The 26,816-nt window shown below is 48.5% G+C and carries 21 protein-coding genes and 1 tRNA gene; all 22 read right to left on the bottom strand.

Annotated elements, in window-relative coordinates; translation table 11 throughout:
* Window positions 1-110 precede the first annotated feature (110 nt).
* Window positions 111-1,040, bottom strand: coding sequence for a polysaccharide deacetylase family protein (locus DW091_RS18665; protein WP_118518950.1), 930 nt, complete (start codon window positions 1,038-1,040; stop codon window positions 111-113).
* A gap of 43 nt (window positions 1,041-1,083) precedes the next feature.
* Window positions 1,084-1,581 (bottom strand): hypothetical protein, encoded by a 498-nt coding sequence (locus DW091_RS18660; protein WP_118518949.1) that lies wholly within the window; start codon window positions 1,579-1,581, stop codon window positions 1,084-1,086.
* Between the two features lie 417 nt (window positions 1,582-1,998).
* Entirely contained in the window at window positions 1,999-2,805 is an 807-nt protein-coding gene (locus tag DW091_RS18655) for an alpha/beta hydrolase (protein WP_074617822.1), read from the bottom strand.
* Window positions 2,806-3,456: 651 nt separating this feature from the next.
* Entirely contained in the window at window positions 3,457-4,143 is a 687-nt protein-coding gene (locus DW091_RS18650; RefSeq protein ID WP_058695820.1) for a response regulator, read from the bottom strand.
* On the bottom strand, window positions 4,136-5,632 hold the full coding sequence (locus DW091_RS18645; protein ID WP_118518948.1) for a histidine kinase: 1,497 nt from the start codon (window positions 5,630-5,632) through the stop codon (window positions 4,136-4,138). Before DW091_RS18645 ends, DW091_RS18650 begins: the two co-directional genes overlap by 8 nt.
* Before the next feature lie 76 nt (window positions 5,633-5,708).
* Complete coding sequence (locus tag DW091_RS18640; RefSeq protein ID WP_058695822.1) at window positions 5,709-7,169, bottom strand: alanine/glycine:cation symporter family protein; 1,461 nt, start codon at window positions 7,167-7,169, stop codon at window positions 5,709-5,711.
* A gap of 112 nt (window positions 7,170-7,281) precedes the next feature.
* Window positions 7,282-8,538, bottom strand: coding sequence for a serine hydroxymethyltransferase (glyA, locus tag DW091_RS18635; protein ID WP_118518947.1), 1,257 nt, complete (start codon window positions 8,536-8,538; stop codon window positions 7,282-7,284).
* 217 nt (window positions 8,539-8,755) lie between these two features.
* Entirely contained in the window at window positions 8,756-10,081 is a 1,326-nt protein-coding gene (locus DW091_RS18630) for a D-serine ammonia-lyase (RefSeq protein ID WP_118518946.1), read from the bottom strand.
* Between the two features lie 147 nt (window positions 10,082-10,228).
* The gene (locus DW091_RS18625; protein ID WP_118518945.1) at window positions 10,229-12,529 is read right to left on the bottom strand and encodes a HAMP domain-containing sensor histidine kinase; all 2,301 of its coding nucleotides are present in this window, start codon (window positions 12,527-12,529) and stop codon (window positions 10,229-10,231) included.
* The gene (locus DW091_RS18620; RefSeq protein ID WP_013379005.1) at window positions 12,495-13,190 is read right to left on the bottom strand and encodes a response regulator transcription factor; all 696 of its coding nucleotides are present in this window, start codon (window positions 13,188-13,190) and stop codon (window positions 12,495-12,497) included. Before DW091_RS18620 ends, DW091_RS18625 begins: the two co-directional genes overlap by 35 nt.
* A gap of 375 nt (window positions 13,191-13,565) precedes the next feature.
* Window positions 13,566-14,960 carry a serine hydrolase domain-containing protein gene (locus DW091_RS18615; RefSeq protein WP_118518944.1) on the bottom strand — a complete coding sequence of 465 codons (1,395 nt, stop codon included), beginning with the start codon at window positions 14,958-14,960 and terminating at the stop codon, window positions 13,566-13,568.
* Between the two features lie 126 nt (window positions 14,961-15,086).
* Window positions 15,087-17,057 (bottom strand): sodium-translocating pyrophosphatase, encoded by a 1,971-nt coding sequence (locus tag DW091_RS18610; protein ID WP_118518943.1) that lies wholly within the window; start codon window positions 17,055-17,057, stop codon window positions 15,087-15,089.
* Between the two features lie 40 nt (window positions 17,058-17,097).
* Window positions 17,098-17,328, bottom strand: a complete 231-nt coding sequence (gene secG / locus DW091_RS18605; RefSeq protein ID WP_013379001.1) for a preprotein translocase subunit SecG — start codon at window positions 17,326-17,328, stop codon at window positions 17,098-17,100.
* Between the two features lie 132 nt (window positions 17,329-17,460).
* Window positions 17,461-18,993: a 2,3-bisphosphoglycerate-independent phosphoglycerate mutase gene (gene gpmI / locus DW091_RS18600; protein ID WP_074617816.1), complete on the bottom strand. Its 1,533-nt coding sequence runs from the start codon at window positions 18,991-18,993 to the stop codon at window positions 17,461-17,463.
* Between the two features lie 131 nt (window positions 18,994-19,124).
* A complete protein-coding gene (gene tpiA, locus DW091_RS18595) occupies window positions 19,125-19,865 on the bottom strand; it encodes a triose-phosphate isomerase (protein WP_058695829.1) in 741 nt (246 codons plus the stop codon).
* A 41-nt stretch (window positions 19,866-19,906) separates the two neighbouring features.
* Window positions 19,907-21,094 carry a phosphoglycerate kinase gene (locus tag DW091_RS18590; RefSeq protein WP_058695830.1) on the bottom strand — a complete coding sequence of 396 codons (1,188 nt, stop codon included), beginning with the start codon at window positions 21,092-21,094 and terminating at the stop codon, window positions 19,907-19,909.
* 241 nt (window positions 21,095-21,335) lie between these two features.
* Window positions 21,336-22,349 carry a type I glyceraldehyde-3-phosphate dehydrogenase gene (gap, locus tag DW091_RS18585; protein ID WP_118518942.1) on the bottom strand — a complete coding sequence of 338 codons (1,014 nt, stop codon included), beginning with the start codon at window positions 22,347-22,349 and terminating at the stop codon, window positions 21,336-21,338.
* Window positions 22,350-22,377: 28 nt separating this feature from the next.
* On the bottom strand, window positions 22,378-23,466 hold the full coding sequence (locus DW091_RS18580) for a sugar-binding domain-containing protein (RefSeq protein WP_058695832.1): 1,089 nt from the start codon (window positions 23,464-23,466) through the stop codon (window positions 22,378-22,380).
* Window positions 23,467-23,648: 182 nt separating this feature from the next.
* Complete coding sequence (rpoN, locus tag DW091_RS18575; RefSeq protein WP_058695833.1) at window positions 23,649-25,061, bottom strand: RNA polymerase factor sigma-54; 1,413 nt, start codon at window positions 25,059-25,061, stop codon at window positions 23,649-23,651.
* 156 nt (window positions 25,062-25,217) lie between these two features.
* Window positions 25,218-25,304 (bottom strand) — tRNA-Leu (locus DW091_RS18570).
* 221 nt (window positions 25,305-25,525) lie between these two features.
* Window positions 25,526-26,038 carry a shikimate kinase gene (locus DW091_RS18565; RefSeq protein WP_118518941.1) on the bottom strand — a complete coding sequence of 171 codons (513 nt, stop codon included), beginning with the start codon at window positions 26,036-26,038 and terminating at the stop codon, window positions 25,526-25,528.
* Window position 26,039: 1 nt separating this feature from the next.
* The gene (aroD, locus tag DW091_RS18560; RefSeq protein WP_096920735.1) at window positions 26,040-26,756 is read right to left on the bottom strand and encodes a type I 3-dehydroquinate dehydratase; all 717 of its coding nucleotides are present in this window, start codon (window positions 26,754-26,756) and stop codon (window positions 26,040-26,042) included.
* Window positions 26,757-26,816 lie beyond the last annotated feature (60 nt).

Below are 26,816 nucleotides of genomic sequence, written 5' to 3'. Positions count from 1 at the left end.
GCGATATGAAATTTTACTCCTCGCGGCAAAGACGTTAAACGCGGCCATGACCAGCAGCAGAAGCGACATCCTGCCAGTCTTCCAGGGCTTCATTTTGTCTCTCCTCTCGCCTACAGCTGTCTTGGCAGCTCCATATCATATTCCATAGGTAAAAAAGTGTATCCTTCCTTCAGCAGGGTTTTAAAGGTTTTATCCAGTGCCTTGCGGGTATTTTCCTTCTGCTCGGCATGGCAGAGCACCGTGGAGACATTATGCCCGTGAACACCGTCAATAAAGTTTTTCGTCAGCTGATCAACGCTCAGGCTGTTGCTGGTGCCATCGCCGCACACCACGTTCCAATCCACATAGTTGTAACCCCGGTTCACTATCCCCCGGGTACAGGTAGCATTGGCGTTTGCAGAGCCGCCTGGAAAACGGAACAGGTGGGAGGTCTGCTTTAGACCAGTCACCTGCTTCTGGTAAGCGTCCAGTTTTTCCACATCAGCGTAAAAGGCATCCGCATTATTGTAGAGGCTGTACTGATGGCTCCAGGTATGGTTAGCCAGTGTATGCCCCTCCTTCACAATGCGCCTGTAAGCCTCTTCCATGGCTGGTCCTTCCCTGCCGTTCGTAAAGAAGGTGGCTTTGATGTTATACTTTTTAAGCATATCCAGAATCTCCCCGGTATGCTCGCTGGGGCCGTCGTCAAAGCTAAAGAAAACTACCTTCAGGTCCGCGGTGTCACCCGCTGCTAACTTGGCCTTCACTTCATCCATCTTTGCTCTCAGCTCAGCGTCCACCCTTGGCCCTCCGGCCTTTTTCTGTTCATTGACTGCCATCTGCAGCACACCGGCTGCGGCTGGTACCTGAAAGCTGCTGCTGACCTCTGCCATTTTACCGGCAATCTGTTCCTGGGCAGCTGCTCCTTTCTCAATGTTGTGCCTTCCGATCACCATGGAAGACACAACGAGGCATACCAGCAGCACTGCTGCCAAAACTACAAAAAACCGCGGTTTTAAATGAATTTTTCTCTTACTTCTGTAATAACGTCCTTTTCTCATTTTATCTGTCCTTTCCTGGCTGTCTGCGGTCTTCTACGACCCCCTATTGATTATTGACCTCATCGATCACTGCTGCAAATTCACTCTTAAAGGTATTCTTATCCAGTCCGACTGCAGACATGGAATAGGTCATGTCTCCCTTGGTAAAACACGCGACAATCGCCTGATCGTCAGCATTTTCGGCAATATTATAGGTGATACCGTTATAGGTTTCCGGGCTGTAGCTCAGCTGTTGATAGCCGCTGATGTCACCTTCTGCATTCTTCTGGCTGCGGAGGGCCGCTTCTGCTCCGCCGGTTTTCTGATATCTCAGATCCACCAGTTCATCGCCGATAATGTACATTTCTTTCAGCTCAAAGCCCGAGTAGGCTGGCAGAATCGCCGGGGAATACCCAATTTTTTTCTCAATCTGATCCATTGTATCATAACGCACCATGGGATTCGGAATTTCTTCCTTTTTCTGACTGGAATTTGAATAGGCTGTAGCCACCAGCACAGCAAATACCACAATACTTAAAAATACAGCTGTCTTACGTTTCATTTTGATTTCTCCTTTATGAATACTTTTTTCTGTGTCGGACAATCACAGCCTCGGCGATGGCCAGCGTAAGGCTCAGATCACCTTGCTGCACGTACAGAGGTGTTCCCTTCTTCTAGGCATAGCCAGCCTGTTTTCCTCCAACCATAAAGCCCTTTCGAGCCTGAATGGCAGATAGTGCAGCGGCTTCCTACCCTTCCTCCCGCCTTGAGCAGCAGGAAGGCGAGAAAGGTGATGAGTAAAGTATGAATCCTTCTAATTTTAAGTGCTCCCTTCTTTTGTATCCTTAGATTATTTCTTACCCTATCTTACACCCCAGAGTACAACAAAAGAACAACAAAACCCAGTCTTATTCAATTTAGAGCAAATAAAAATCCGCGGCGGCGTATTTCGCAGCACCGCGGGATTCTATACTTGTTTTTACCCTAGACGGTATTCAATCCATGCCAGGGCATCCTCGATAACCTCGTCACGGATATATTCATTAAAAATTTCATGACAGGCATTACCATAAATTTTCATCTGCTTGTCCTTGGATGGGATATCGGCGAAGAAATCCATGGTGTCCTTGGGGGATACCAGCGCGTCCTTCTCGCCGTGGAGCAGCAGCACCGGATAGCTGAAAGTCTTGTTGTCCATGAGCCAGCGCAGCCCCTCAGCGATGCTCTGGCACAGACCGGCGGTAAAGAACTTGCCATTGAGCGGATCTTTTCCATAGGCTTCCACCACTGCCGGGTCACTGCACACGCCGTCGCCAAGCTCATTTGGAAATTCCGTTTTCGGAGCAAGCTCCATATCCACGTTGATGATGAGTCCAGTGTTGTCGCGGGTCAGGCCGCCGGAGAGTATGATACCGTCCACCACATCCGGATACTTAGTGCCAAATGCCGCTGCCGCGAAGCCGCCCATGCTGTGCCCGATCACGTATACTGGCAGCTCTGGATTTTCACCTTTAGCCAGTTCAATAATAAAGTTGGTGTCATCGATGATTTCATCCTTATTCGTATAAAAATATCGGTCACCGGAGGATTTTCCATGGCCTCTGTGGTCAAATCGATATACCTTAAAATCACGTGCGGTAAATTTGTCGGTGATGTAGTCGTACCGCCCCTGATGCTCACAGAGCCCATGAACAAAGACCACAACCGCCCTGCATACCTCCGGGCTATCCACAGTCACTACCAGTTCCATACCGTCAAAGGATGGTACGGTCTGTTCTTTTCTCATTATTTTTCTCCTTTTCAATTTGATTAACGTTATATCTATCTCTATTGTAAAGGGCAATTGCTTTTATGTCAATTTACCTTAAAGGCTTAGAACAGTATTAATTTCTTTTGGGTGCAGGCTCAGAAATCTCAAAGCCAGACCAAAGCAAAAAAGCCAGCGCAACACTTTACGATTTTACTGTTTTGGCTCAGTTACAACTCCTCAGACAGAAATCGACCGGCGCAGCTATGCCGGGACTAATGAAAACACCGGATGGATGAGTTGGGCAAAAAACAGTAAAAAAACCGGCACCAGCAGTTTAGACAAAGTTATCAGGAATATCTAGATTATTCTTGTAAATAAAGGGGATACTCTGAATAAAAATAACTACAGCTACGATACGATCGCAGCCTATGAAGCCAGACAGCCATAAGATGCCCAAGTACCAGCTGATCAATTCTCTCTTAGAGTACCGGCATTCTCCGTAAAGACTGGTACTCTGTTTTTTGACAGCAGTCCCGGGCCTTGATCTTTATTCGCCAAAATATTCTCTTATTCTGGGACAACTGCATCCTGGGATGTGCTCTCTGCCGGCAAATTTGTAAAACAGAGCGCTCTCCCCCACTCATAAAAAGATCCGTTGTGCCGCCAGATGCGGCACAACGGATCTTTTTATGACTTCTTTTCGCAGAACGCCGCCGGCGTCATACCGGTGTGCTGTTTAAAATATTTATAGAAATTATTCAGGCTCTCGTACCCTGTCAGCAGAGCCGCTTCTTTAACGCTGGCCTCACCGCTTTCCAGCAGGGTCATGGCTTTCTCGATGCGCACTTTGTGCACATAAGTCATGACAGTGCTGTCCATATACTTTTTAAAGAGCCTGGCAATCTGGCTGGGCGTTGAATAGGAGATGTCCGCCAGTGTGGTCAGATCTATTTTTTCGGCGTAGTGACTGTGGATATATTCCAGCACACCGTTCACGGTAGCGTTTCCGGTAAACTGCCAGCCGATGGCCCGGGTAAGGGCTTCGGTAAACTGTTCGTACTGGATGGGCTTGAGCAGAATATCCTTTGCCCCCAGGCGCAGGGCTTTCTGGGCATAGCTGAAGGACTCAAATGCAGTGATGATGATAAAGTCCGTTTCGCTGTTGCTCCTCTGCATGACCTCAAATCCGTTCATGACAGGCATCTGAATATCCAGAAATACCAGCCGAGGCTTTTCCTGCCCGATAAGCGCTATGGCCTCCTGGCCATCCTCAGCTATTCCCACAATCTCAATGGGCAGCTCATTCTTTTTGATAAAAAAGGTCAAAATCTCGGATACGGCTGGTTCGTCGTCGACAATAATGGCTTTAATCATGGAGTTCCTCCTCTGCGGCTGTGACTGGCAGGTTGACCACCACGCTGGTACCGTTCTGGTCTGATAGAATGCTCATGGTAAAATTTTCACCAAAGGCAGCGGCCAGCTTGGTGTAAATCAGGGAAAGTCCGTGGCCGCTGCCGCTGGCGAGGCTGCGGTTAACACGATTCAGGGTGATGGGGTCCATCACCGTGCCGTTATTCTGAATAACAATGTGGGCGCGGCCATCAGACACCCAGGTTTTTAACGCAATTTTCCGCTCCTTGACGTTTCCTGCAAAACCGTGAATAAAGGCGTTTTCTGCGATGGGCTGTAAAAAATTAAAAGGCACGGCAATTCCCATGAGGGCATCGCTCAAATCATAGGTAAGGCTCAGGCCCTTTCGGTACCGGAGCTTTTGAAGGTTGAGGTAATTATTGAGATAGGCCAGCTCTTTTTCGAAGGGGACAAAGCGGCAGTCGGTTTTCATGGTATAGCGAAACAGATCGGCCAGATCGATAATCCCGGCGTACAGGCGCTCCGAGCCGTCCTGCAGGGCCATGGAGGCCATACAGTTGAGGGTGTTGAACAGAAAGTGGTGATTAATTTTTAAATTGGTCACGGTATCCTGGGCCAGCTGAAGGTTCTGCTCGAGGATTTCACCCTGCCGCTGTGAGTTCTTTATGGCCTTCTCCTTTGTCTCGAGCTCCCTCCGGGCATCGTCAAACACACAGTAGTTGACAATATTATTGGCAATTTCGCCCAGAAGCTTTTTAATGCTGAGGGCCGCGCTTTCAGGCATATCGTACAGGCCCTCGTGCTCTTCCACCCGGGAACCAGACAGCAGGATAAAGCCGCCGCGCACCACGCCGATGCACAGGTCATTGTGGATGATGGGCACGCTGTAGACCCTCAGGCTCATGGGACAGACACTCTCGGTACAGGCGGCGTCGGCCGTAAAGGAGCAGGTGTCCATACAGGCGCAGGCTTCCGGATGCTTTTCGGGGTCGCAGTGCTTTTTGCAGAATGCGGGAAAATGTGGTGTCTGGAGCACGGTACGCCATTCGGCATCAAAAATAGTGAGCGGCAGGTTAAGCGGCTCAATGAGCGGCGCACGCAAGCTCTCGACCGCCGCGTACAGGGCATTTTTACCGCTGCTGTCCATTCTTTTCATCTCGCGCATGGTAATTTCCCGCGCGCCGCTGACAGGATTGGATACTAAAAGCTCACAGATGGGCTCGCCGGTGTCATTAATGGTTTCGTGTGTGCTGCCCGCCTCCATATAAAGCACTGCCCCTTTGGCACAGCGCCTGCGCTCGCCGTTGATCACGTAAATTCCCTCGCCGCTCAGGATATAAACCAGCTGCTCCTGGCCGTAATGCACATGCTCTACCTGGTGCTTTCCAGGCAGAATCACCGTCCGCCCAATATTCATGGACTGTCTGGGATTGTCCTCCTCATGAATATGCTGCCACTCCACATAACCCCAGTCTGTCTCCTGTATTTTCATGCCGTCACCCCCTGTTTTGGTTTATTCATTATATCACAAAAACTCCCAAAGACAGCTTTGGAAGTTTTCTGAATTTTTATTTCTCCGCATACTTATCCCAGATGTGGTCTGGGTCGTCAATGCCGAAATCCGCGGGATGAAATACCGGATCCAGTCCCTCGCACTTCTGCCGTTGATAGTCCTTTACCATACTGACCGCCTGTCTGGATAGAAGTAAAACGGCCACAATATTGAGCCAGGTCATAATGCCCGCGCCGGTATCGCCCATGGTCCAGATGGCATCGGCGTTTACAATAACGCCGGAAAAGGTGGACAGGATAAAGATAGCCCTAAATACCTGAACAGCTATCTTTTTTCCATGGAACAGATAATTCACATTACTCTCTGCCTGGTAAGAGTAGCCAATGAGACTGGTAAAAATAAAAAGGCTGATGATGACTGCGAACAGCTTCCCGCCGATAAGGCCGCCATAAGTGGCTTCCAGAATGTCTTGTGTCCAGCCTACGCCGTACTGGCTGCCAGGAAGATATTCTACCAGCATGCCGCCATCCGGTCCTGCCACATTATAGGACATGCTCAGCAGAAGAATAATAGCCGTGGAGGTACAGACAATAAAGGATACAATGTAAACCGACAGCGCCTGCACCAGGCCCTGCTTCACCGGATGAGATGTCTCAGCCGCCGAGGCCACGATGGCTCCGGAACCCTGCCCCGCCTCGGTGGAGTAAACACCGCGCTTAACCCCCCAGGCAATGGCCGAGCCCACAATACCGCCAAAGACAGCGTCTGCGCCAAAAGCGGATTTGAAAACCAGCGCAATGGTAGATGGGATATTCTGGTAATAAATTACAATAATGCCAATGGCCATGAGCATATAGACCAGACACATGGCCGGCGCTGCCTTTTCCGCAAACTTCCCGATACGTTTGACCCCGCCGAAGGTCACTATCCCCAAAAACACGCAGAGCAGAATACCGCCGAAGATCATCGGCAGCCCAAAGGAGCGTTCAAAGGTGCTTGCCAATGAATTGGAATGCAGCCCTGGCATCAGGATACCCGGCCCCAGAATAGTCGCCACGGCAAAAACCTTAGCGTACTTACTCGAAATCCATTTGTTCTTGAAGCCACGCTCAATGTAAAGGGCCGGACCGCCGATATATTCATCGTTGACCCGGCGCTTATAGGCCTGGGCCAGCGTTGTTTCTACAAGCGCCGTCGCCGCGCCCAGAAGCCCCAATATCCACATCCACACCAGTGCGCCTGGGCCGCCAAAGTAAATGCCTGTGGCCACACCGGCCACAGAGCCCATGCCCACGCGGGAGCCGACCGTTGTGGCAAAGGCCTGGAATGGCGTAATTCCGCTTTTACTTCCCTTTTCCTGGTGAACAATCAGGCCGACCATATCCTTAAAATGACGGATTTGCGGAAAGCCCAGCCATATTGAAAAAACAAGCCCTGCGATCAGGCACAGCACCACCAGCGGCGTGCTCCATACCACACTGCTGACAGCATTGATGATATTATTAAAAGTTTCCAAAAGTTACCCTCCCATACGATAAACCGATGGCGGCGGATACCTTGGTATCCGCTGCCAGCTTTTTTCCAAAGCCTGCTAAGAGGCCTCAAACTGCTTTCTGAATGTGACAGGCTCAATCCTCAAAGTAGCCTTCCGGGTACAGTGGAAATCTTGAAATCAGGGCTTCTGCCTGAGCCTTGAGCTCATCGAGCTTGTCCTTATCGTCCACATTATTTGCGACCGCGTTCATAATACCGGCGATCTCTGTAATTTCTTTTTCCTTAAGGCCGCGCTGGGTGGTAGAGGTGAGACCAATACGCACGCCGCTGGTCACCATAGGGCTTTCCTTGTCAAAGGGGATGACATTTTTGTTCACGGTAATCCCCACATATTCCAGGGCTTCCTCAAAGGCTTTACCGGTCAGGTTCTTCGGCCTTAAATCTACCATGACGATATGGTTATCTGTGCCGCCGCTGATAATGCGGAAGCCGTAGTTCTGAAGCACCTCGGCCAGACACTTAGCGTTTTTGACAATCTGCTCCATAACTGCCTTAAATTCAGGGGTAGCTGCATAACCAAATGACCAGGCCTTAGCGGCAATGGTTGCCAGATGAATGGAACCGAGGGTGCCCGGGAAGGTGCCCTTGTCTAAAAGCTTGGCATGTTCTTTTTTACAGAATACCATACCGGAGCGCGGTCCGCAGAAGGTTTTGGTGGTGGATGAAGAGACAAAATCAGCATAGGGAATTGGGCTTGGGATTACCCCTGCTGCTACCAAACCGGCAATATGCGCCATATCGATCATCAGGTAAGCACCGCATTTTTTCGCGATAGCCGCCATCCGTTCGTAATCGATCAGGCGCGGATAGGAGCTCGCACCTCCGATAATGAGCTTTGGTCTGTACTCCATGGCTTTTGCTTCAAGGGCGTCGTAGTCAATCTGTTCGGTTTCGGGATCGACGCCGTAAAAATCGTATTCGTAGACCTTTCTCAAAAAGTTTACCGGGGAACCATGGGTCAAATGGCCGCCCTGATCCAGACGCATGCTGAGCACGCGGTCGCCGGGCGTCAGAATGGCGGAGTAGACACAGTAGTTGGCTGTAGAGCCGGAGTAGGACTGAACATTGACATGGTCTGCCCCAAAGAGTGCCTTTGCGCGGTCGCGGGCCAGATTCTCAATCTTATCGGCTTCCTCCGAGCCAGCCTGGAACCGGGCACCCGGGTAGCCTTCCTCGGTTTTATTGGTGAAGATAGAGCCGCTGAGCTCAAGCACCTCAGTGGGCGCGGTACTCTCAGATGCGATCATTTCAATATTGTGTTCCTGACGCTTCAGCTCTGCCGCGACAATTTCGTAAACAGCCGGATCGGATTTTCTTGTAGTTTTTAACATTTTTAGAACCTCTTTCTTAATTTAAAACATTTTATCAGGGGTTGTCGACATCCCGTTCTTCTTTGTAATGGATGCTTTTATTTTACTCGAATTTTACGAAAGCGTATATTCTGATTTTTGACCGATTCTTGATGGATTTTGACTATTCGCCTTTGCCCGTTCCGATAAAAAAGCTGCTCCCCTGTCAAGCGCAGAGTAAGCAGCTTTTTATATTCCTTTACGATTCCTCTGTGAGCTGGCAGCCTTTTTTGTAATAGGCCTTCATCTCCTCCTCTGGCACCATATTGCCACCGGTAGCCCAGACCAGGTGCACGGCATTTTTTAATCGTTCCCCTGTCAAGCCCTTTTCTTGAAGATAAGCGGCGTCGCCCACCACGTGGGATGGACCCGGGAAGCCCGCACAGCCTGAAGGCTCGATGGTCAGACGCTCCGTATCCATAACCAGCCTCAGCAGCCGATACATTTCCGCATCCTCTACGGTAAACGCGCCGTCGATCAGTGTTCTCATCACTCGTCCCACCAGGCGGGAGGGACGGCTGACCGCCAGACCGTCAGCGGCTGTTTTTCCGTCCAAGCCAATGTCTGAAACGCTGATGCCATCGTTAAGGCCAGTCATCATCCCCAGCAGCATACAGGGCGCGTGGGTGGGCTCTGCAAAAAAGCAGTGAGCGTTTTCGCCAAACACGGTTTTTAACCCAAAGGTCACCCCGCCGGGGCCGCCGCCCACGCCACAGGGCAGATAGACAAACAGAGGGTGCACGCTGTCGATAACGATCCCCATGCCATCAAGCTGTTTTTTCAGGCGCTCCGCCGCTGTGGAATACCCCAGAAACAAATCGGAGGAGCCTTCATCATCCACGAAATGACATGTAGGATCTCCTTCTGCCTGTTTTCTTCCCTCGGCCACAGCTTTCTGATAATCCTCAGGATACTCGATGACATGCACCCCCTTTGAGCGCAGCATATCCTTTTTCCACTGTCTGGCGTCTGCCGACATGTGCACTGTAACGTCAAAGCCCAGCTTTGCGCTGATAATGCCAATACTCAGTCCAAGATTACCAGTAGAGCCGACAGCAACCCTGTAACCGGAAAACAGGTCTTTAAAGCGTTTTTCGGCCAAAACGGCATAATTATCCGCATCGCTCAGCATTCCTTTCTCAATGGCAATGCTTTCCGCCAGCTTGAGCACCTCGTAAATGCCGCCCCGGGCCTTGATGGAGCCAGAAACCGGCAGATGGCTGTCACATTTAATCAGCAGCCTGCCGGGGATATCCCTTCCATACCGCTTCTCGAGAGCGGCCTGCATATCCGGCGCTTCCTTTACCGGTGATTCAATAATGCCGCCGGCCCCTCTGGTTTCGGGAAAGCTGGCCTTAATATAGGGTGCAAAGCGCCGCAGTCTCGCCTCCGCATCGGCGGTATCGTCTGAGGTAAAAGGCAGCACCTCCTGTTTTCCAGAATCCGGATTAAACCATATAACCTCCTCGCCCCGCTGCATACGACGGGTCAGGGGATAATCCTCATATAACTGATTCACGTCCATTTTAATTCCTCCATGATCTCATTGTTACTTTAAAGTATACCGTTTTCCAGGAAAAATTCCATTCCATATTCTGCCAAATTTTATACCAATCTTGACAAAAAACAAAGCCGGGGCTCTGTGAAAACAGTCCCCCAGCTTATACTTTATCTATTCGCTTTTTTCTTCAACATCCGATGCGCCGGCTCCCTCCTCTGCCGCTTTTGAAGGCTCTTCGTCTGGCGTCAGTTCCAGATAAACTGTTGCCTTGAACAAATCACCGTCGATACTCAGGTCAAACTGGCCGTTCTGCAGTTCGGTCAGATCCTTGGCAATAGCGAGTCCCAGGCCGCTTCCCTCACTGTGACGGGTATCGTCCCCGCGTTTAAAACGTTCCAGCAGCTCTTCAGCCGGAATATTCAGCGGATCAGCCGAAATATTTTTAATAATAAAAACGCCTCGGTCTGTAAACAGATCCCTGTCAATGGTCATATAGACTCTGGAGCCAGGCAGCGCATATTTCAGCACATTGGACAGCAGATTTTCAATCACCCGCCAGAGCAGGCGGCCGTCTGCGCGTACCAGCACTTTCTCCTGGGGACGGCTGACAATAAACTGAAGACCGGAATCTTCAATCTTGTCCTCAAGCTCACCCATCCCCTGGTTTACCAGCGCTTCCATATTTACGGTATCCCAATGTACCTCCATATTACCTGTGGAGGCTTTCGCCGCCTCAAAAAGATCGTCGGTCAGCGCTTTCAGCCGCGCCGCTTTCTGTTCCAGTACACCAATGTAGCGCTCCCTGGATTCCTCGTCAATATCCTCTTTTTTCAGCAGGTCGATATAGGTGATGATGGATGTCAGCGGGGTACGAATATCATGGGAGACATTGGTGATCAGCTCTGTTTTCAGCCGCTCGCTTTTCAGCTCTTTTTCCACTGCGTCTCTGACTGCCGTCGACAAGCCCTCATTGATATTATTGATGTTTTTTGCCATTTCTTCCACCGGCCCGTGCCCTTCAACCTCAATTTTATAGTCCGTATCACCCTCATAGATGCGCTCCACGCCTTTGATGGTCTGATCCAGAGATTTTGCCCGCTTTGCGCCAAACCACAGCGCCACGCCCAGCAGAATAATGCCGACTGGCGGCAGTGCAATAATGAGCATTCCCACGATCGCGCAGATGATAATGGCGGCGCACAGCAGCAGCACCAGTGAGCGGCCCTTGATCACATTCCGGTAAAAATCCCGGATTCTGCGGCAAAAACGCTTGATCAGACGCCAGCATTTTTTCCACAGCACCAATGTTCCAAACCGGTCCATAAAGCGGTGCGCCTTGATCACACGCACAATGCTCAGCACATAGTTATAGGCAAGAGCCACTGCGATGATCAGCAGAATCGCCGACATGTAGGCTGGCAGCCTGTACATAATGCAAGCCACCCCCGCCGCAATGAGCATCCCCTCAACCCATGCCAGAATAATCAAATGAAGATCCCAGTATATACGGTCAATGACCAGCAGGTGAATGTCGTTGTCTGTCTCGCGGCGCCCGGCGCCAATACAGGCCACTACCAGGCAGATCAAAGATAATAATCCACAGACGAAGAAAACCTGAACCGCCAGTACCGCGTCCGCCCGATCCTGGCTGTAAATTTCAGCCATCTCATTGACCTTATGATCATCAAAGGCAAGGATAATACGGTTGTCAGTATTGCTGTTTCCACCATAATTATAATGACTCATTTCCTGAGAAGCGTTGATCTTACCCTTGTCATTTTCGAGATAGACCTTAGACTGTATCAGGGACTCCGGCGTCACGCCTTCGCCGCTGGTTCTTTTCTGCCCGTCCCGCTCAATATACCATTTAAGACCAAAGCTTTTCTGGGCATTTTCCAGACTGTTAAGCGTGTTTGCATAGTCCTGAAGCTGCTTTTGTATCTGCTCCGCCCGATACTTCTCGATTTCCTTGCCATGCCTTTCCATGAAAGCGTCGGAGTTGATCACATCAATAACGGTCTTTGGCACACTGCTGTCGGAACGCTCACCGTAGTAATAGCTGTCAACATTTCCAAGTTCATTTTCCCACAGCCCGAAACGGCTCCGGTCTTCTGCGAGCAGCGAGAGCTTATATTCCTCGATGACAGCGTCCTCATCGAGAAGGGCACCGCTGCGGATATACTCCTCGGAGCGGTAGGTATCTGCCAAAGCAAACAGGTCGTGATAAACACTGTAAACCTCTGAGCGCAGCGAGCTGCTCTTCAGATAATCCTGTTCATCCCAAGTTTCGGAAATACCGAAGCCTTCCATTTTTGTTGTGGCTGTCTGCTCCAGCACAAAGATGCCTGTGCTCAGAAGTAGCACTGCCAGTATAAACGCAATGAGCTTTACGCCTGTATTGCGGAGCAGATGCTCACTTTTTATTACAATCACACCGCTATTGCGGAGGGTATTTTTCGACTTTGTATCCAATTCCCCACACCACCTTTAAGTATTTGGGCTCCTTCGGATTGATCTCAATCTTTTCGCGAATGCGCCGCACATGGACGGCAACAGTATTGTCCGCATTGTACGAAGGTTCCTCCCAGACATTTTCATAAATCTGCTCGATGGAAAAGACCTTTCCCATTTCCCGCATCAAAAACTTCAAAATTTTATATTCTACCGGGGTCAGCTTAACCTCTTCCCCGTCCACTGTCACTTTTTTATAGGCGTCGTCCAGTTCAAGACCGCCTGTTTTATAGACATCTGTCCGCTTTACATAGCTGCCAAGCGTCGTGTAACGCCGCAGTTGAGATTTCACCCGGGCTATGACCTCCAGCGGATTAAAGGGCTTGGTGATATAATCGTCTCCGCCCACGGTCAGCCCCATAATTTTATCGTTGTCCTCTGCCTTTGCCGACAGAAAAATAATCGGAATGTTTGCGGTCTCACGGATTTTCAGGGTTGCGTGAATCCCGTCCATTTCAGGCATCATGATGTCCATCAGTATAAGATGGATGGTATTTTCAGAGACTATTTCAAGTGCTTCTTTTCCGGAATAGGCCTTAAAAATATCATATCCTTCATTTTTCAGGTAAAGCTCCAAAGCGTCGACGATTTCCCGTTCGTCATCACATATTAATATGTTCATTTCTTACTCCTTCTGTCCTTCAGTATCGATCTGATGGTATTATGATACCATAACATTCTTACAAAGAAAGTGCCGATTTTATTAAGAATTTATGAAGCGATAAAAAATGCAGAGAAGCGCTGCCTCTGCCAGACCTTATAAAAGAATGAACCCTCCAGTACTTCGGAGGGTTCATTCTTTTACGGGTTAGAAGGTCCTTATTCTTAAATCGGGCAGAAGGGAAATCTCCCTCCTGCCACCATTAAAGAAAGGAAATGGTACCCGCTGTACCGGGTACGCAATTTCAGTATAGCGCAACGCAGGTCAAAAAAACAGTGGCAGACGAGAAAGTCACGCTGAAAAATTGACACGCCTGCGGTCTCGATGAATTCCCACTCAGGCTTCGGCTCTCGGCAGAATTCTAGAGCCATAGCGCATGCCGAAGACGCCCCGGTGCTCATCGGCAATCATCTGGATAAAGGTATCGCCGTACTCCCCTGCAATCATTCCATGACCGGGTTCGATCATGATAACAGGAGAAGTCTTCACGCCGTTTTTCAGCAGCGCCTCTCCCGATTCATTCATCAAAAGCTCCACCCTTGTGCCTTCATCCGAGGCGTAAACACCGCAGGCTGCCTTGAGGTCCTCTGCATCCCAGGGTTTGTTCTCATAATGATGGGCCTTTCTCTCAGCCTCGAAGCCCATACCCATGCTCAGGGCTGCCTCTGCCACCCCGCTGACTGGCACATCCTCTGTGTTGCACAGCACAATGACGCCCACGCCCCTTTCCAGACACCACAGCAGATGTGAGGAAACGCCGGGCAGGCTGCCTCCGTGCCCGGCTACCTGAAAGCCGTTCAGCTCCTTGATATCCAGTCCATAACCATAATCGGTCACATAGGAGTCCATCTGGTGCTTTGTGGTCATGGCCTTGATGGTCTCTGGCTTTGCAATGGACGCTTTGTTAAGGCCTGTCCCGCCATTCAGGTACATGGCAATGTATTTTTTCAGGTCCTTTAATGTTGATTTCATAGCACCGCCGCCGTTTAACACAAAGGCATTGTCATGATAATCCCTGACCTTTGTCAGCTCTCCCGCAATCACCGCATAAAGCGTCGCGTGGTTTTCATCCTTCAGTGGGCGCACAAAATCACAGAAGCTCCGCTCCATTCCCAGAGGCTTTAAAATATGCTCCAGCAGATAATCTGCGTAGGAGGCGCAGCCGCCGTGATGATAAACAATATCGGACAGCAGCCCGTAGCCATCGTTGCAGTAACTGAAATATTCGCCTGGCCGGCCGATAAACTCGTTCTGGGCATCCAGCCTTCCCGCCACCTGGCGGCAGCCTTCCTGAGCCAGCTCTGCATTGTAGGCCAGGTCGCCCACAACAGCTTCATCCAGCCCCAGCTCTGCGGCCACAGTATCCACCACAATCCGTGACTGGGGAAAATACCCGCCGCTGTGGTACATCAGGTGCCTGATCAAGACCGGCTCTCCCTGATTCATTCCCTTAAATTCCGGAATATAGTCGCTCACTGGATCGTCGATGCTCAGAATACCCTCCTCCTGCATTTTTAAAATGGCCAGGCAGGTAAAGGATTTGGTCAGGGACGCCAGCCCAAAAATAGTCTCATCGTCGATGGCCGCGCCGCTCTCCTGATCCCGTTTTCCAAAAAACTGTTCGTAGCTTGTCCCGCCCTGGGCGTCCACAACGGCCACAGCCATGCCCACAGCCTGGTGATCCTCCATACATTTTTTCACATAGGCTTCAAATTTTTCTTGCTCTGTCATCTTTATTCGCTTCTCCTTTAAGGCTTTTGTCTTTCCATAGTATACAGCTTATCCATTAATAAATAAAGTCATAAATAAAAAAATCCCGTGGTGCCGAAAAACGGCGCCGCGGGATGTGTTTTCTTTTTAGAGACCCATGAAGATTGGTGCGAATACCAACGCAACGATAGTCATTAATTTGATTAAGATGTTGATGGATGGTCCGGAAGTATCCTTAAACGGGTCGCCTACGGTATCCCCAACAACTGCAGCTTTATGTGCTTCTGAGCCTTTTCCGCCATGCACACCGGATTCGATATACTTTTTAGCGTTATCCCAGGCACCACCAGCGTTAGACATCATGATTGCCATGAGTACACCGGAAGCCAGCGCACCAGCCAGTAAACCACCCAGCGCTTCAGCGCCTAACAGGATCCCCATTAAAAGAGGAGCAACGATGGCCAGAAGACCAGGAGCGATCATCTTCTTCAGTGCAGCGGCGGTTGAGATATCAACACATTTTGCATAATCCGGTTTGCTGGTACCAGCCATAATGCCGGAGTCTTCTTTGAACTGACGACGAACTTCTTCGATCATGTCGTTAGCGGCATCGCCGACAGCTTCCATGGTTAAAGCTGAGAATAAGAACGGCAGCATTGCGCCGAGCAATAAACCGATGATAACCATTGGGTCCAGTAAGCTGATCTGGCTTAAGCCAACGGTTTCGGCATAGGAAGCGAACAGACCGAGAGCGGTCAGCGCTGCAGAGCCGATAGCAAAGCCTTTACCGATGGCAGCAGTGGTGTTACCAACAGCATCCAGCTGGTCTGTAATGTTACGGACATCTTCAGGAAGTTCAGACATTTCCGCAATCCCGCCCGCGTTATCAGCGATTGGGCCATAAGCGTCGACGGCGATGGTCATACCACAGGTGGATAACATACCAACAGCTGCTAAGGCGATACCAAACAGACCGGCAGCCCAGTAAGCCAGGAAAATAGCAATCGCGATGGCGATCAATGGCAGGGCTGTAGACTTCATACCAACAGCCAGACCGGAAATAACAGTGGTTGCAGAACCAGTTTCAGACTGCTGAGCAATATGCTGTACTGGTTTGTATTTTTCAGAGGTATAGTATTCAGTCAGCTGGCCGATGGCAATACCAACAATTAAACCAGAGATAATGGCAATGAATGGATAGAAGCTGCCTAACATATAGGTAGACAGGAAATAGGAAGCAATAATAACCAGAATACCGGATACATAAGTACCCATATTTAAAGATTTCTGCGGGCTTCCGCCTTCTTTACCGCGTACGAAGAAAGTACCGACGATTGAAGCGACGATACCGATAGCGGCCAATAATAATGGGAATAAAATACCGACAACGCTCTGAGTTACAACAACACCCAGGGTCATTGCAGAGATTAAAGAACCAACATAAGATTCGAATAAGTCAGAACCCATACCGGCAACGTCACCAACGTTGTCACCAACGTTATCGGCGATAACTGCGGGGTTTCTCGGATCATCTTCAGGGATACCGGCTTCTACCTTACCAACAAGGTCAGCCCCAACGTCAGCAGCTTTTGTATAGATACCACCACCGACACGGCCAAATAAAGCCATAGAGGAAGCACCCAGGCCAAAACCTGTTACAATAGCTGTATCCTGGAAAATAATGTAAAGTACGCTGACACCAATCAGGCCTAAGCCTACAACACACATACCCATAACGGCACCGCCTGAAAAAGCTGTGCTCAGGGCTTTGTTCATGCCTTCTTCCTTAGCGGCATTCGCAGTTCTTACATTTGCTTTGGTAGCAACGTTCATGCCGAAGAAACCAGCCAGAACTGAGAAAAGTGCACCGATTAAGAAGCAAACAGCCGTCTGCCATCCGAGGCCAGGTGTCACACACAAGATAATAAATAAAATAACAATAAAGACAGCCATCATTTTGTACTCTCTGGTCAGGAAAGCCATGGCGCCTTCATGAATGTAAGAAGCAATTTCCTTCATACGGTCTGTGCCTTCAGCGACTTTATTGACACGGGCAGTATAGAAAACTGCAACTAACAATGCGATTACCCCAATAATAGGAGCGATCCATAATTCCATTTTGCAAATTCCCCCTTCGTGAAATTTTCAGATTTTTCGATTAAGCTAAAAGTGAATAAATGAAAGCAGATAACATAAATACAATAGCGGAACCAATCGTGATCTTTTCAAGAATGGCTTCAAGACCTCTGGCTTTCTTACGGCCGAATAAAGTTTCAGCGCCGCCTTCGATCGCGCCACCCATACCTGCAACCTTTGCCGGTGACAGCAGAATGCTGATAATCAGTGCAAAACTTGCAATCACTAAAAGAACGATTAAGAATGTTTTCATTGTATCACCTCCGTTTTAATCGTACGATAAATCTTATCATAACCTTAAGAATTTTTCAATATTAAAATACGCCCCGAAACTAATTTTCGGGGCTTTTTTTGCATGTAATCGATTTTTAACCGCAATTTTTTCCTATTTCTTAATAAGTGATGTCCCGGTCATTTCCGCGGGAACGTCCATGTCCAGCAGGTCCAAAATCGTCGGCGAGATGTCGGCCAGACGTCCATCGTCTCTCAGCTCAACTTCACCAGCGCCGGCGATCACACATTCTACCGGATTGGTGGTGTGGGCGGTCCACGGCTTCTTGGTGTCATAGTCGATCATCTTTTCAGCATTGCCGTGGTCAGCGGTCAAAATAACATTACCGCCTTTAGATAAAATGGCGTCGATCACCTTTTTAGAGCATTCATCAACAGCCATAACGGCTTTTTCAGCCGCTTCCATCACACCGGTGTGTCCAACCATATCGGTGTTGGCGTAGTTGAGGATAATGACTTTATATTTATCCGAATCAATGGCTTCCAGAACCTTTTCGGTTACCTCGTAAGCGCTCATTTCCGGCTGCAGGTCATAGGTTGCTACCTTTGGAGAAGGCACCAGGATACGGTCCTCGCCTTCATACTGTTTTTCCAGGCCGCCATTAAAGAAATAGGTGACATGGGCGTATTTTTCTGTTTCGGCAATACGCAGCTGCGGCACGCCGCTGGCGCTCAGATATTCACCCAGGGTATTGGTGACGGTTTCCGGCTTAAAGGCAATCTCAACCCCTTCAAAGCTGGCGTCGTACTGGGTCATGGTAATATAGTGTACTGGAATATAGCCCCGCTCACGGTTAAATTCAGCAAAATCCGGCTCGATAAAGGTACGGGACAGCTCACGGGCGCGATCAGGGCGGAAGTTGAAGAAAATAATGGTATCATTGGCCTGGACACGCTTGTCCACTTCTGGCTTAATGACAGTTGGAACCACAAATTCGTCATTAACATCTTCTTTGTAGCTCAGCTCCATGGCTTCTACAGCAGAAGCCGCGGCATTGCCCTTGCCCAGAGCAATGGCATCGTAAGCTTTTTCAACACGTTCCCATCGGTTGTCGCGGTCCATGGCATAGTAACGGCCTTCAACTGTTGCGATTTCACCCACGCCGATCTCAGCCATCTTTGCTTCCAGTTCTTTAATAAAATCAAGGCCGCTGGTCGGAGCAGTATCACGGCCATCCATGAAACAGTGGACATAGACTTTCTCAACGCCTTCCTTTTTGGCCAGTTCCAGCAGACCATACAGGTGTTTCAAGTGGCTGTGGACGCCGCCGTCCGACACCAGGCCCATCACATGCAGGGCTGTGCCGTTTTCCTTAACATTTCTAATACCGTCCATAAAAACCGGATTTTCAAAGAAATCTCCGTCCTCAATGGATTTGGTAATACGGGTTAGCTCCTGGTAGACCACGCGGCCTGCTCCCAGATTCAGGTGGCCGACCTCAGAGTTCCCCATCTGTCCTTCAGGCAATCCAACGCCTAAACCACTGGCAACAATATGGGTATGTGGGTATTTTTCATAAAAAGCGTCCAGGTTTGGAGACGGTGCTTCAAGCACAGCGTTGCCCTCCGCAATGGGGGTGTAGCCGTATCCATCCAGGATAATTAGCGCGGTTAAATTTCCTCTCATAAATATCAATCCTTTCTTTGCATCTCAACTCAAAGCAATAACGGGAGCTCGGAGCTATTGTATTTCTCCTCGTCTCCCGTTATCAAATACAAATTCTAACACAGCCGTTCGGTCTCTATGGACGGCTCCTGTTAAAATTTAACGATCTTGGCAAAATCGGCGGTCAGGCTGGCACCGCCAACCAGAGCGCCATCAATGTTTGGCATTGCCATCAGCTCTGCCACATTGGCCGGCTTCACGCTTCCACCGTACTGTACACGCACAGCTTCGGCGGCGTCTTTGCCGTACATTTCTTCAATGGTCTTGCGTACCCAGCCGCAGGCTTCGTCTGCTTCTTCCTTGGACGCAGTTTTGCCGGTTCCGATGGCCCAGATAGGTTCATAGGCAATGACGACCTGAGCGATATCATCGATATTTTTACAGCCTTCCTTGATCTGACCAACTACCTTGGCTTCAGCTTTTCCGCCTTCACGTTCTTCCAGGGTTTCGCCGCAGCAGACGATGGGCGTTAAGCCCAGTTCCAGAGCCTTGATGGCTTTTTTATTAACGGCTTCATCTGTTTCGTTGTAATATTCGCGGCGTTCGGAGTGGCCGATCACCACGTATTTTACACCGATGGCTGTCAGCATTTCGCCAGCGACTTCGCCGGTAAACGCGCCGCTTGTTTCATAGTGCATGTTCTGTGCGCCGATACCAATATTGGTGCCTTCGGTCAGTTTAACGGCTTCCACCAGATCCACATAAGGCGGGCAGAAAACAACTTCTGCCTCTGCGCCTTCTACTAAGGGCTTTAACTCGTTGATTAAAGCGGCCGCCTCGTTGATATCCTTGTTCATTTTCCAGTTGCCGGCAATGATTGGTCTTCTTGACATAATGGTACTCTCCTCTATAAATATTTATAATTTATTTTTTATTATTTATTTTCTAAAACGTCGATACCTGGTAATACTTTTCCTTCCATAAATTCTAAGGAAGCGCCGCCGCCTGTGGAGATATGGCTCATGCCGTCCTCAAAGCCCAGCTGCTTAACAGCCGCCGCGGAGTCACCGCCACCGATGATGGTCACCGCATCGGATTCTGCCATCGCTTTGGCAACCGCAACCGTTCCTTTGGCAAATTCTGGGAATTCAAAGACGCCCATTGGTCCGTTCCAGATAACTGTCTTGGCATCCTTAATGGTGTCGGCAAATAATTTCTGAGTTTCAACTCCGATATCCAGCCCCATCTGGTCTGCCGGGATCGCGTCAATTTTTACATTGGTTGCAGGCGCGTCAGCCTTGAATTCGGGCGCTACGACAACGTCAACGGGCAATAACAGCTTAACGCCTTTTGCTTCAGCTTTAGCCAGTAAATCCTTTGCCAGATCGATTTTGTCTTCTTCTAACAAGGAGGTACCAATTTCGTAACCCTGTGCCTTTAGAAAGGTATAAGCCATACCACCGCCGACAATCAGAGAATCAACCTTTTCCAGCAGGTTGTTGATCACGCCGATTTTATCGGATACTTTTGCACCACCCAGGATTGCGACAAACGGTCTTTTAGGATCTTCCAAAGCGCCGCCGATGAAATCAAGCTCTTTCTGGATCAGGAAGCCGGAAACTGCCGGGAGATAATCTGCAACACCTGCTGTGGAGGCATGGGCACGGTGGCTGGAGCCAAAGGCGTCTTCAACAAAGACATCTGCCAGACTTGCCAGTTCTTTGGCAAAAGAAGGATCATTTTTCTTTTCTTCCGGTCTGAAACGTGTGTTCTGTAACAAAAGAATCTGGCCTGGTTTAAGCGCTGCAGCCGCATCCTTTGTCACCTGTCCAACCACTTCGCCGTCATCGTTAAAGACCACTTCAGTTCCCAGCACTTCGGACAGTCTTTTTGCAACTGGCAGTAAAGAAAACTTCGGGTCAGGTTCATTTTTAGGACGTCCAAGGTGAGACATTAAAATGAGTGAAGCCCCCTGGTCTAAAATATACTTGATGGTCGGCAGCGCCGCCTGGATTCTGGTATCGTCGGTAATAACGCCGTCTTCATTAAGCGGAACATTAAAGTCCGCACGCATCAATACCTTTTTGCCTTTTAAATCGATATCTTTTACTGTTTTTTTCATAAGTTTCCTCAACCTCGTTTTCAAATTTTCATTAAAAAAGGGGGTCGCGCGACCCCCCGTTTTAAAATCTACCGGTAGGGGCAGATTTAGTACTTGTTATTATGTAGTTTAATGTTGTAAATTTTTTCAGATTTGGTTCAAATGCAAGGCGGCTTTTTCAGAAAGATAAGGCGCGTATTGCGCATACGCAACGCAGTCTTGATGGAAAAACAACGCAGCTTTTGAGCCAAAGATGGAAAATTTATGCAAGTTCAGAGAAGTATTTGATCGTTCTTACCATCTGGCTTGTGTAAGAGTTTTCATTGTCATACCAGGAAACAACTTTTACTAAGGTTTCGTTGTTGCCCATGTCCATAACAGTAGTCTGAGTGGCATCGAATAAAGAGCCATAGGTAATACCAATGATATCAGAGGATACTAATTCTTCTTCAGTGTAACCAAAGGACTGGTCAGCTGCTTTTTTCATTGCTTCGTTAACCTGGTCAGCTGTTACAGTGCCTTCAACAACAGCCACTAACTGTGTTAATGAACCTGTCGGAACTGGAACACGCTGTGCGCCACCGTCTAAAACACCCTTTAATTCTGGGATAACCAGGCCGATTGCTTTAGCAGCACCGGTAGAGTTTGGAACGATGTTTACAGCTGCAGCACGAGCTCTTCTTAAATCGCCTTTTCTCTGAGGTCCGTCTAAGGTCATCTGATCGCCGGTGTAAGCATGAACAGTGGTCATGTAGCCTTTTCTGATCTTCGCTAATTTATTTAAGGTATCCGCCATTGGAGCTAAGCAGTTTGTTGTACAAGATGCAGCAGAGATAACCTTGTCATCTTTGGTTAATGTTTCTTCATTAACACCGTAAACAATGGTTGGAAGATCGTTGCCTGCCGGAGCAGAGATAACAACTTTCTTAGCACCTGCATTGACATGAGCCATTGCTTTGTCTTTAGAAGCAAAGAAACCTGTACATTCCAGAACAACGTCTACGTCTAATTCACCCCATGGTAATTTTGCAGGATCTGCTTCTGCATAGATTTTGATTTCTTTACCGTCAACAACGATAGAATCTTCCTTAACTTCTACCTTATCAGCTAAAGCATAGGTACCCTGGGCTGAGTCATATTTTAATAAATGAGCTAACATTCTTGGGCTTGTTAAGTCGTTAATTGCTACTACTTCATAACCTTCAGCACCAAACATCTGTCTGAATGCCAGACGACCAATTCTACCAAAACCATTAATTGCAACTTTTACAGACATTTTATCTGCCTCCTTAAAAATATAATACTTATTTATTTAACTTACGGATGATCTCTTTAGCAGCGCTTTCATCCGTTATTAACACCATATTCGGCTTAACGCGGCTGACCCCTATAATGGCGTCGGCTTTGCTTTCGCCGCCCGATATCGCAATCACATGCTGGATACGGTTATAGTTTTCAATGCTGATCCCGATGGTACTGGACGGGGAAACCACGTTTCCGTCAATATCGAAATAATGTCCGAAAGCCTCTCCCACAGCGCCCTTGTCAAGCAGAGCCTGCTTTTCGCTTTCTTTCATATTCCGCCAGTCCGCCAGAACATCTGCCCGGCCGATACCAAAGACAAAAATGTCGATGTCATCCATTTTATTAAATACCCGTTTAATCTCCGGGTAATCCTTCAGGGCTTCCAAAAGGCGGTTATCGATGTTATCGGGTAAATGCAGCAGTTCATAGTTCGCATGGAGCTTAAGCCCCATTTCAGCGACGACGTTGTTGGCCTGAGTCGAGTGACTCTTGCCAATCCCGCCCCTTGCCGGAATCACATAGACGTCCGGGTAAAAGGCTTCCTTCATCTGCTCCGCGATGGCTGCTGTGCTGGCGCCGCCAGTCAGTGCCAGGATATCCTTGTACTTCATGATGGACAGCACATAGCGGGCGCCGGAACGCCCCATGAATTTCAGGACCTGATAGTTCATATCCATATCGCCCGGGGAAACAATGGCTTTTTTCAGATGCAGCTTTTCCTCCAGCTCACGCTCAAGCTGTTCGAGACCATTATAGGTATACAGCATGCGTTTAAGCTGAATGATGATCTTGCGGCCAAGCTCTGTCAGGACAACGCCCTGGCGTTCTACCTGAACGAGTTTCTGGGCCTGGAGAAAATCAATCTCATTTCGCACCTGGCGCTCACTCATATCGAGGACAAAAGCAAGATTTCGTCTTCCGATGGGCTCTTCGCTTTTGATTGTTGACAGAATGTTGTAGCGCATCTCAATCAGTGAGCCGATTTCCGGCACAACTAAACGCTGCAGGTCAACTAACTCTTTGCTGATTTTTATGTTTTCGCTTGACAACTTTTCACTTCCATTCCGTCTCAGATCTTGTCTGTTCATTTTTGTTCCCGCTGGGACAAATTTATTATATACCAATTCTGAAGATATTTCAAGTTAAAAAAAAATTAAAATGAAAGCCTTGAAAAATCCTTAATTCAGCCCATAAAACATTCTTTTTTAACATTGTTAAATGATAAACATAAAAAAACCGGCTGTATCCTCTACAACCGGTCTGTGATGTCTTATCGAAACTGCTTGCGCTTCGATGATGGAAGTATGTTAAGTGCTTCCCGGTATTTGGCGATGGTCCTGCGGGCCACATCAACCCCCTGCTCTTTGAGCATTTCAACAATTTTCTGGTCGCTCAGCGGCTTGCGCTTGTCCTCGGCATCCACAAAGGCCTGTATTTTCTGTTTGATGGCCTCTGATGATACATCGTCCGCCCCCTGGGAAAAGCCCCTCTTAAAAAAGAACTTCAGAGAGAAGGTTCCCTTTGGCGTCTGGACGTATTTTCCACGAATGGCGCGGCTGACCGTAGATTCGTGAACCTCGATCATATCTGCAATGGCCTTAAGCGTCAACGGTTTGAGGTCCTCTACCCCTTCCCTGAAAAAATTTTCCTGGTAATGGGCAATGGCCTCGATCACCTTGCGGATCGTATCCCGGCGCTGCTCAATGCTCTTGATGAGAAAAGCTGCTGAATCCAGCTTCTTCTCAATATATTTCTTGGTATCCTCATTTTCATTCCGCGTCTTCAGCATTCCCTGATAGAAGGAGTTGATCTGAAGCCGCGGTGCTGAAATATCATTGATCTGAACCACCAGCTCGTTGTCGATCCACTCAATGCTGCCATCCGGAATAATATACTTCACACCGTCAAAATTGGTAAACTGACGTCCCGGCTTGGGTTCCAGCGTCTTTATAAGCTCCTTAAACGCTGCCAGCTCGGAGGTGGAAATGCCTGTTTCCTGACTGACCCGTTTGAATTGGTTTTCGGCCAGGTCGGTCAGATAATTGTTGACAAGATTTTCATAGACTTCATCGTCATAGCCCTCCTGCCGCAGCTGTATCAGGAGACATTCTTTAATATCCCTGGCTCCGACCCCAGCGGGATCAAATTGTTGTATAATTCCGATGAGCTTTTCGACCACATCCTGCGTTACACCCAGGATATCGCAGATATAGTCCATATCAATGAGCAAATAGCCATTGTCATCGATACAGTCAATCAGGTATTCCCCGATCAGGTTCTCTGTTTCTGTCAAATCTTCTGAGAGCACGTGGAACTGGAGCAGCAGGTACTCGTTAAGTGTGGTCTCATAATAGGAAAACTTCTCGAAATTAAACTCATCATCAGGATCGTAGCTGGATGACGGCGTATTCCTGAATTCTGTGGACTGCATATTCTGGAAATAATCATCCCACTCAATCTGATCCTTGCTTTCCTCTTTCTTGGCTGCCTCGTCTTTGACGACCTCCATGGATTCCATGGGGCTGTCGTTAAATTCCAGCATGGGGTTTTCCAGAAGCTCCTTATCAATAAGGTTGTTTAGCTCCATGGAAGTCAGCTGCAATATTTCGATCGCCTGCTTCATTTCGGTTGTCATTACGAGTTTTTGTGTCTGTTTTAAATTTAAATCAACCTTAATATTCATTCTTCATCCCCTCTTCTCCTTCAAAGTATATCATCTCAGGTAAAAAAGTGCAATCGTTCTTACAGCACCTGGGCGGCCCATCCCGAAACACAGCAAAGGCAGGCTATAAAAAAACAGACCCGCAAAAAATCACAGATCTGTAAGTCATAGACAAAGTGGTGCCGAAGGCGGGGGTCGAACCCGCACGGTATTGCTACCACTGGATTTTGAGTCCAGCACGTCTGCCAATTCCATCACTTCGGCGCATAAAACAAAAAGTTGAATCTTATTTTCAATAGCAGCCGCCGCAACGTCCCCGACTAAGCGATTCACACCAAATCAAAGATTTGGGTTCACTGCTTATGCCAATTCCATCACTTCGGCGCATAAAATAAAAAGTATGCTACTATAATACCCGCACAGCGAGTACGATTAATATAATAGCATACTCTAAATTAAAATTCAAACAAAAATCAAAATAAATTTCAACTTTTTTGATATGCCTCTACAATCCGTTCAACACAAATTTTCTCTGATAATTCATCTGTTGGTATCATCATATCGCCAATCTCATAATAGGGCTTCCGGGCTCTTAGCATATCCACAATCTTCTGGTAGGGATCAGCCTCCTGAAGCAGCGGACGGTCTGTATTTCCCCGCACCCGGCTGTAGATCGCCCCTGGCGAAGCGGTTAAAGTTACCAGAAAGGTCCGCTCTTTTAATACCTTTCGGTTCTGTTCACTTAAAACAATCCCGCCACCGGTCGAAATCAGGAGATTCTCATTTTCCATCAGAGCTTTAAGTGCGGTCTCCTCCATCCTTCTGAAAGCTGGCTCTCCATCTTCCTCAAATATCTGGGATATCTTCTTTCCCTGCTGTTTTTCGATATAGGCGTCGGTGTCTACAAAGGTCAGACCCAGCTTCCTGGCCAGGCGTTTTCCGATGGTGGTTTTCCCGGTCCCCATGTAGCCAATCAGTGCAATGTTCTTCTTTCTCATATTAAAGCCCAAGGGTCTCCCGCAATTTCAAAATGTCCTCCAGCGTAATCTGACCCGGCGCAGTCGCTTTGACGCCTGACGCAAAGGTCAGGCATCCCCCCATCACTTCCGGCAGAATTCTGGACAGGCGGCCTTCCTCACCCATGGAAATCATGATCATGGGCTTGTCTGTTTTCAGGCTGTAGGTGCCACCAGCTGCTGAGGCAGTCTTAAAATCGACTTTATCTCTTGCATACAGCGCCAGCTTAAAGGCGTCCGCTCCCTTTTCCGACATCCTGTCCAGAATAGAAATGATTTCATCATAGGCGCCGGTTTTATCAAAGTCATGATAGGAAACCATCAGCCTGCTCTGTGTGGATTTCACCACCTGCCTGACCGCTTCAAAATATTCCTCGCTGCTGTTAAGTTCAACATCAATGTAGGTAACCGCGTTGGACTTGGCCGCATTGGCGATATGTTTCCAGCGGTCCTCGTTTAAAACATGCCGGAAACCGCCCTCCTTCACATCGCGGAAGGTATAAATAAGGCTTACGCCCAGGTTCCGGATTTTTCTTAAAATTCTCCGTTCCTGTTCATAGTCATCCTCCAGAAAATAATCCCGGCGCCATTCCAGATAATCTGGCTTCTGGGCCAGTGCCTCGTCAATCTCGCGGTACAGGTCCTCTTCATTATCCGATACTAACGGAATACAGGTAACAAATTGGTTTTTACTTAACATTTTACTTCCCTCTAAATCATTTTAGATTCACGGATACGTGTTACCTCTATTATAGATGAT

It is taken from the genome of Eubacterium sp. AM05-23 (genome assembly GCF_003477535.1).
GTDB classification, from domain to species: domain Bacteria; phylum Bacillota; class Clostridia; order Eubacteriales; family Eubacteriaceae; genus Eubacterium; species Eubacterium maltosivorans.
The sequence above is the reverse complement of the archived record's forward strand: the minus strand, read 5'-3'. Positions and strand labels throughout refer to the sequence as shown.